6 protein-coding genes are annotated in these 7,618 nt (G+C 63.7%); all 6 read right to left on the bottom strand.

Annotated elements, in window-relative coordinates; all coding sequences use genetic code 11:
- Window positions 1–287 precede the first annotated feature (287 nt).
- Window positions 288–695 (bottom strand): hypothetical protein, encoded by a 408-nt coding sequence (locus DCM80_RS18865; RefSeq protein ID WP_257193059.1) that lies wholly within the window; start codon window positions 693–695, stop codon window positions 288–290.
- A 100-nt stretch (window positions 696–795) separates the two neighbouring features.
- Window positions 796–1,404: a toxin-activating lysine-acyltransferase gene (locus DCM80_RS18860; protein WP_257193057.1), complete on the bottom strand. Its 609-nt coding sequence runs from the start codon at window positions 1,402–1,404 to the stop codon at window positions 796–798.
- A 576-nt stretch (window positions 1,405–1,980) separates the two neighbouring features.
- Window positions 1,981–2,388, bottom strand: a complete 408-nt coding sequence (locus DCM80_RS18855) for a hypothetical protein (RefSeq protein WP_257193056.1) — start codon at window positions 2,386–2,388, stop codon at window positions 1,981–1,983.
- Between the two features lie 9 nt (window positions 2,389–2,397).
- Window positions 2,398–3,861: an HlyD family type I secretion periplasmic adaptor subunit gene (locus tag DCM80_RS18850; RefSeq protein ID WP_257193055.1), complete on the bottom strand. Its 1,464-nt coding sequence runs from the start codon at window positions 3,859–3,861 to the stop codon at window positions 2,398–2,400.
- On the bottom strand, window positions 3,858–6,047 hold the full coding sequence (locus tag DCM80_RS18845) for a type I secretion system permease/ATPase (protein ID WP_257193054.1): 2,190 nt from the start codon (window positions 6,045–6,047) through the stop codon (window positions 3,858–3,860). The genes DCM80_RS18850 and DCM80_RS18845 overlap by 4 nt, the downstream gene beginning before the upstream one ends.
- 602 nt (window positions 6,048–6,649) lie before the next feature.
- Window positions 6,650–7,426, bottom strand: a complete 777-nt coding sequence (locus DCM80_RS18840; RefSeq protein ID WP_257193053.1) for a LuxR C-terminal-related transcriptional regulator — start codon at window positions 7,424–7,426, stop codon at window positions 6,650–6,652.
- Window positions 7,427–7,618 lie beyond the last annotated feature (192 nt).

Here is a 7,618-nt window from a genome sequence, read left to right as displayed (position 1 = left end):
GCGGCCGATCTTGGTGTTGTCCAGTATCCGGACTTGGCCATCGCTACGGTCGGCTAAGCCGCGGGCGATTTCACCGGAATAAACGCCTCCCGCTTCAGGGCCCAAAGAGCCCGAATAGAAAATTGTCGACTTATAAGCTCGGTTGACCGCTTCTGTTGCTTCGTTGAAGCCGAAGTAATTGTCGCTCGCTCCCATCGCAGTGTTGAGGAAATTATTCAGGGCATCGAGCGTTAGCTTTCCCCCTTCAGGTATGGAGGCGCGAAGCGCATCGAGAAGCGGGTTGGCGCTCATCCTTCGCAGCTCCACTCTTTCTTATTGCTGGGATCGCCTCCCCGAAACTCGACGTAATGGGTCGAAATGCGATATCCTGGCAGACGTTGGGCCACGAGGTCTTGCCAGACCTCAACGAAGAGGTCCGGGTCGAAGCTGGCGCGTATATTCGACGCGCTGTAGTCCAGTTGGTGAAGAGCACTCACTTTCCGATGCAGCTCAACCGCATCGGCATCCGGAAACTCCTTCTGAATCTTGCTCCAGCCGTTGTCGAAGGTGCCTTCAAATGGGATCTCACTCCCCTCGACAATCAACTTGAAATGCGTTCGGCATTCCATCGGAGGCTCGTTCCGGACCCATTGAACAGCCAAGCCGCTTTCCACGTGCGTGGAACGCTGCTGGATTGGATCGAACGTGATCGTCATTCCGCCATCCTTCTCAAGCTCTTCAGCGGCCTCATCGATCGACCGCCGAATCTTCTGAACGACAAAGTTACAAATTGTCGCAATCCGCTCGACGATTTTCTTACGTCGTCTCCCCCGCCTCCCCCACCGGCCGCACCTTCATCTTCTCCAGCACGGCCGGATCGACCAGCTGGCTCACGATCGGATGGATGCGCACCGGCTTGTCCTTCACGACCTGCTTGAAATTGGCGAGCACGGCGGTGGCGACTTTTTGCGAGGGGGCGATGACGTCGAGCAGCCAGGTGGTCTCGCCGCTGGTCCAGTCTTCCGCCTTCAGCCGTATCGGGAACACGCGCGCCTGGATCTGCTCGCGGATCTTGGCGTCGACCTCGTCGGAGACGCTGGCCCAGATCGCGATGCCGGCGGTCTCCTCGACCTTGCCCTCGCCGCCTGCCTTGGCGATGGCGATACGGTCGCGCGTCATCGGCTCGACGACGAGATGCATGACGTCGGCCAGAGTCTGGTTGCGGTAGCGCGGCAGGTTGAGCATGGCGAGGACGACCTCGCCGACGCCGGCCTGGATCCGCATCTTGAACGCGGCGATCTGCGCCAGCACCTGCGGATCGAGCGCGCGTTCTTTCGCATTCGCGGCCTCGGCCGCGGCTCCGCCCTTGATCCCGTTCAATGCCGTCTTGCCGGCTGTTGCCGTCTCGTTCGCGCCTTTTGCCATGGCTCTCGCTCCCCGCATTCAGCCCGCTCGACGGGGCCTATCGTGATCCCTGGGGACGTGAGCCTGCTGCGGCGGCCGGCAGCCCATCCGGGCCGCACGCCTGCCGACGAGAAAAAAATCCATCATCTGCACAATACCCGCCCCGGTTGCATCGATGGCTACCGCAGTAGCGGATGTATAGTTCTGTCGCAGGTGTTCGGACGCAGCCCCACTGCCCCTCCTTCGGCGTTCATAGAACGTTAACTCGCATACAACTTCAAGACGAAACCGCGATACGCCCAAAAAAATGTTTCGTGATGTGTCCAACCGTTGCGATTGGAGAGAAAGGAACTCGGCGGCTTCAGGAGAGCGGCGCGAGCCGTTCAGTGAACGCAACGAGGCTCAGAGCAACTTGATGCGGCCGCGAAGAAGCGGTGACGTCACCTTATCGTCATACAAAAGGAGCTCGACAGCGCGCTGTCGATGAGCCGATCCAGCTACTCGCTCACGCGCATTTGACGGTAGCTACTAGCTGCCAAGTCAGCGCGAGTTGTGTGCACTGTCACCGCAATTCCCGAGAAGAAGGTCCAAAGTGGGTCAGCGCTCATCCTTGGCGCTCCCACTCAGTCCTGCCGCTGGGGCCAGCTGTCCGAAATTCGGCGTAGTAGGTCGAAATGCGATAGCTGCTGTGTCCTTGCGCAACCAAGTCTTGCCATACCTCAACAAATATCTGCTTGTCGAAATTGGCATTGATATTGGCTGCCCTGTAATTCTTCTCCCACAGCGCGGTGGAAGACGGTCGAGCTCAAGCGCGCCAATACCCGGATTTGCCTTCTTGTCCTCGCCGTAGTCGTAGGAAGCGACAAACGGCACTTCGATCCCGTCGACAATCAAGTTGAAGTGGGTAGAACGCTCCATAGGAGGCTCGTCGCGCACCCACTGAACCGCCAGACCACTTTCCACATGAGTTGAACGTCGCTGGTCGGGATCAAATCTGATCGTCATGCAGTCCCCTCACCGCTCCCGCCCGGCTTCATCCAGCGACTGCGTGATCGGTGACAGCAGATATTGGATAATCCGCCGCTCGCCGGTCTTGATCTCGGCCTGCACGGAGAGGCCGGGGCCGAGCGTCTGCTGGCGGTCGCGGACGCGGATGCTGGTTTGCAACAGGCGGATGCGCGCGGCGTAGACGAGGCCGGGCTGGACCGGCCGGCCCTTGTCGTCGCGCTGCGGCTGGCCGCTCGATTGCGACAGGTCGATCGCATCGCGGCTGATGCTCTCGACGATGCCCGGCACCAGCCCGTAATCGGTGAAGGGAAAGGCTTCCAGCTTGACCCGGACCGGCTGGCCCTCGCGGACGAAGCCGATGTCCTTGTTGAGGACCTGGGCCTCGACCTCGATCTCGACCCCATCAGGGACGATGGTCATCAGAGGCTGGGCCGGCTGCACCACCCCGCCGATCGTCGCGACCGCGAGTTGCTGCACCGTTCCGGCGACGGGCGCGCGCAAGGCCAGAAATTCGCGCCGCCGCGTGGTCTTGCGCAAATCTTCAGCCGCAAGCTGTGCCTTGTCGCGGGCCTGGACCATCTCGGTCACGGCGGTCTTGCCGAAGGTCTCGCGCAGCTTGCGGATCTCGGCCTCGAGCGCCGTCATCGCCGCGCGCGCCCGCGCCGCATTGGCGAGCTGCACGTCGACGTTCTGGACGTGCTCGATGCGCTGCTGCTCGTATTCGAGCAGCCGCAGCCGCGCGAAATTGCCCTGCTCGGTGAGCTGCCGGCGCGCCTCGAGCGACTGCTCGACGAGCGGGAGGGTGAGGCGCAGCTTGTTGATCTCGACCTCGGCGGAGGTCAGCTCGGCCGCGCGCTGCGCGATCTGCTGCTGCAGGCTCGCGACCTGCGCCTCGTATTCGGCGATGCTCGCGCGGACATATTGCTCCTCCACCGCGACCGTCGCTGCCGGCGTGTCGTCCGGCGCGACGAAGCCGGTCGGCCGGCCGTCGAGATAGGCGAGCAGAGCCGCGTTGCGGGCCTGGATGAGCTTTGAAGCCTGCAGGTTCTGGCGCGCCTGCGCCTCGTCGGCGGTCGCGAGCGTCGGGTCGAGCTCGACCAGAAGCTGCCCTTCCTCGACATGCTGGCCATTGGCGACATGGATGGCGCGCACCGAGCCGATCTCCATCGGCTGGATGGTCTTGACCTTACTCGACGGGATGATCTTCCCGCTCGCCACCGCCACGACGTCGACCGTGCCGAGGACCGACCAGACCAGCGCGGCCGTGAAGAAGCCGCAGGTCATCAGCAGCAGCATGCGCAGCCCCGGGCTCGGCGGCTTCTCCATGATCTCGAGGGCGGCCGGCAGGAACTCGTGATCGGAGAGCGGCTTCCGGTTGCGGCTGGCCTCGTTCTGCATGCTCCAGCTCGCCCGCAGCACGGCCCAGTGCCTGGCGAGCGTCGGAAAGCGCTCGGCGACCCATGCCGTCACGTGCTGCGCCCCATCTGCTTGGTGTAGAGCTGGGCATAGCGGCCGCCCGAGCGCAGCAGCGTCTGGTGATCGCCGGTTTCGGTGATCTCGCCGGCTTCGACCGTGACGATCCGGTCGCACTGGCGCACGGCGGAGAGGCGGTGCGCGATGATGATGACGGTGCGGCCACGGGCGATGCCGGCGAGATTGTGCTGGATGATCTCCTCGCTCTCGGCGTCGAGCGCGCTGGTCGCCTCGTCGAGGATCAGGATGCGCGGATTGCCGATCAGCGCCCTCGCGATCGCGATCCGCTGGCGCTGGCCGCCCGAGAGGTTGCCGCCCCGCTCGTCGATCACCGTGTCATAGCCGTGTGAAAGCGCGAGGATGAACTCGTGGGCGCCGGCGAGCTGAGCGGCGGCGATGACGCGCTCCATCGGCATCGTGGTGTCGGCCAGCGCGATGTTCTCGCGCACCGAGCGGTTGAACAGGATGTTCTCCTGCAGCACGACGCCGATCTGCCGGCGCAGCCATGCCGGGTCGACCAGGGCGAGATCGACGCCGTCGACCAGCACCCTGCCCTGCTCCGGAACGTAAAGACGCTGCACGAGCTTGGTCAGGGTCGACTTGCCCGAGCCGGAGGGGCCGACGATACCGATCATCTCGCCGGGCTGGATCGCGAGCGAGATGCCGCGCAGGGCCTCCGGCGCATCGGGACGATAGCGGAAACGAACCCGATCGAAGTTCACAGCACCCTTGATCGGGGGAAGGCTCGCCCGGTTCGGATTGTGATCGGGCTCGGCCGGCGAGTTCAAGACGTCGCCGAGCCGGTCGACCGAGATGCGCACCTGCTGAAAATCCTGCCAGAGCTGGGAGAGGCGCAGGATCGGTTGGGCGACGCGCCCGGAGAGCATGTTGAAGGCGACGAGCGACCCGACCGAGAGGTCGCCGGTAATGACCGCCTTCGCGCCGAAGAACAGGATCGCAACCGTGGTCAGCTTGGACACCAGCTGGATCAGATGGCTGCCCCAATTCGCGAGCGTCGCGACCTGAAATCCGGTGCTGGTGTAGCCCGCGAACTGCTTCTCCCATTTCGCCCGCATCTGCGGTTCGACCGCCATCGCCTTCAGCGTGCCGATGCCCGTGACGCTTTCGACCAGGAAGGACTGGTTCTCCGCGCCGCGACGGAACTTCTCGTCGAGACGCGCGCGCAGCGGCGGCGTCACGATCACCGAGATCGCGACATAGAGGGGGATCGACAGCGTGACGATCAGGGTCAATAGCGGACTATAGGCGTACATGACGCCGAAGAAGACGATGGTGAAGAACAGATCGATCACCACCGTGACGGCATTCGAGGTGAGGAACTCTCGGATACGATCGAGCTCGCGCACGCGGGCAACGCTGTCACCGACACGGCGCGCCTCGAAATACGACAGCGGCAGGTTGAGAAGGTGCCGGAACAGCTGGGCCGAAAGCTCGCTGTCGACCCGATTGGTGGTGTGAGCGAACAGCCAGTTGCGTAGCGCCGACAGACCGGTCTCGAAGATCAGCACCGCCGAGAGCCCCACCGCCAGCACGTCGAGCGTCGTCAGCGACTGGTGGACCAGCACCTTGTCGATGACGAGCTGGAAGAAAATCGGCGAGATCAGCCCCATCAGCTGCAGGAAAAACGATCCAATCAGGACGTCGCGCAACGGCCCACGGTATTTCACGAGCGCGGGAATGAACCAGCTGACGTCGAAGGGGCGCGCCGCCCCCGCCATCAGCTCACGGGTCGTCATCAGCAGCAGACGCCCGGCATATTGCCCGTCGAAATCGTCCACCGACCACACTTCGGGCCGCTCGCCATCGCCGCGCTGGATCAGAAAGCGCGTTCCGTCCGGCCGCTCGTCGACCTTGAGCAGGATGATTGCCTCGCCGTCTTTCAATTCAGCGAGCGCGGGCAGAGGCACCTTGTGAAGTTCGGCCAGCGCGACGGGCTTGACCTTGGCGACGATTTTCAGCCGCTTGGCGATCCGGGCCATATCCTCCAGGCGGTATCCGGCACCGGGAGAGCCGTACTCGTGGGCGATCTGACCGGCATCGGCCGGCACGCCAAGGAACTTCGAGACCAGGACGAATGCGAGGAGTGACGCCGGAAACGAGGAACCATTGCCACCCGTCGCGTCCGCAGCCTCGTCACGCGCTTCGACAACAGCAATCGTCATGATCTCGACTTCATACCCGGTCGAATACGCACGTCGCTGCCAAGCGCGAAGACTGGCGACCGCGCTGCGCGGGGCATCATCGGCAAGGTCCACATTGGCCGCAGAGCAACGCCGCGAAAGTCCGCCGGGATGCGGATCAGGACTCCGCAGCTCAAAGCCGATGACCCAGGAGAAGCCAGGTCCGACCTGTGGGGCGGCCCCGTTTCAAATTCGCCAATAAGTACAAAGACGCGCTTAAACAAAGGAAATACCAGGTTCGAATTGCCGAGACGTACAATCCGCACGCCGCCGCCACGGAGCACTACCCCAGATTACGTCGGCAATCCGGCGCGACCTCATATGCAACTATCGTCGCATCTGGATCGGAACAACCTGACAACGGATTGCACGATCGGTTGTACCTAACGTTGTTTGATGGGGCAAGCGCTCGCCTACGAAATGGACGCAGCCGTTCACGAAGGGCGCCCGCATCAGGCAGTTGGAGTGGGCCGTTCTGGCTGCCGATGACGCCGAAGCGGCGACCCGAGTCCAAGCCGGATCCTCGCCGCGGCGAGGGCCTGCACGACATGATCGCGAGGGTCGGCCCGTTCTCGACGGCAGCCTCAGTTCAGGCTGCGCGTGAGCAACTGCAGCACGATCGCAAACAGCTCGCTCTGCGAGGAGATGCCGAGCCGCTGATAGGCGCGCTTGCGATAAGTCAGCGTCGAATGCAGGCTGATGCCGAGCGCCTGCGAGATCGCTTCCGAGCTGAAGCCCGCAAGGATGCGCCGGCAGACCTCCTGTTCGCGCGGCGTGAGACCGGCGAGCGGCGCGCGGGTCGCAAACAGTTCGGCGAGAGACCGCTCGGGCGTCGCCTTCTCCTGAAAATGGCGGGCGACGCTCGCGCTGATCGCCGGTGCGATCGCCTGAAGCCGTTCGCGCTGCGCAGCGTTGAAGCGGCCCTGAGCGGCGATGCGATAGAAATTGACGTAGAAGCAAGTGTCGCCGGCCCAGATCGCGCTGGCGCATTTGTCGACGATGCCGGAATCGTGGAAGAAGATCTTTCGGTAGCGCGTACCGTACATGCGCGGCGCGAACGCGGGCAACATGATCGGCCCACCGCCCTCGCCTTCGAACAGCGCATCGCGATTGGGGTCGGATTCGTGGAACTGACCGGCATAGGCCGCGCCGAGATCGCCGCCGATCGGGATGTTGCCGGCATCGAGCAGGCAGGTCGCGGCGCCGGCGCGATTCAGCGCGAACACCATGCAATGGCCGACACCGGCGTGGCGGCGTAGCGTGTCGATCAGAATGTCCGGGAAATCCGGGCGACCGATGGCGAGCACCGCAGGCGTGACATCGCCAGTCGCTTGATTCACGGGCCTCCCGTTGGGCCGCATCGCTTCCTCCGTCAGACGCTGTTTTGCGGAAGGATAGCAGCAACGATGATGCGCCGAAAGCCGGCGGCGCCTCTCGGTCCCGGCTCGGCGCAGCAACGCTTTGCGCGTTGCTGCTGGTCCGGGACATGAGAGCGGGTGTGTTGATCGGCCGTCTCGTGCCCCGGACGCAGCGCAGCACCCTGGTGATGCGCT

It is taken from the genome of Bradyrhizobium sp. WBOS08 (assembly GCF_024585125.1).
GTDB lineage: Bacteria > Pseudomonadota > Alphaproteobacteria > Rhizobiales > Xanthobacteraceae > Bradyrhizobium > Bradyrhizobium japonicum_B.
This window is presented reverse-complemented; position numbering and strand designations above follow the sequence as displayed.

Excerpts from the sequence above, each read along its gene's own strand:
- DCM80_RS18865 (WP_257193059.1), bottom strand. The coding sequence starts at position 695 with ATGACGATCACGTTCGATCCAATCCAGCAGCGTTCCACGCACGTGGAA.
- DCM80_RS18860 (WP_257193057.1), bottom strand. The coding sequence starts at position 1,404 with ATGGCAAAAGGCGCGAACGAGACGGCAACAGCCGGCAAGACGGCATTG.
- DCM80_RS18855 (WP_257193056.1), bottom strand. The coding sequence starts at position 2,388 with ATGACGATCAGATTTGATCCCGACCAGCGACGTTCAACTCATGTGGAA.
- DCM80_RS18845 (WP_257193054.1), bottom strand. The coding sequence starts at position 6,047 with ATGACGATTGCTGTTGTCGAAGCGCGTGACGAGGCTGCGGACGCGACG.
- DCM80_RS18840 (WP_257193053.1), bottom strand. The coding sequence starts at position 7,426 with ATGCGGCCCAACGGGAGGCCCGTGAATCAAGCGACTGGCGATGTCACG.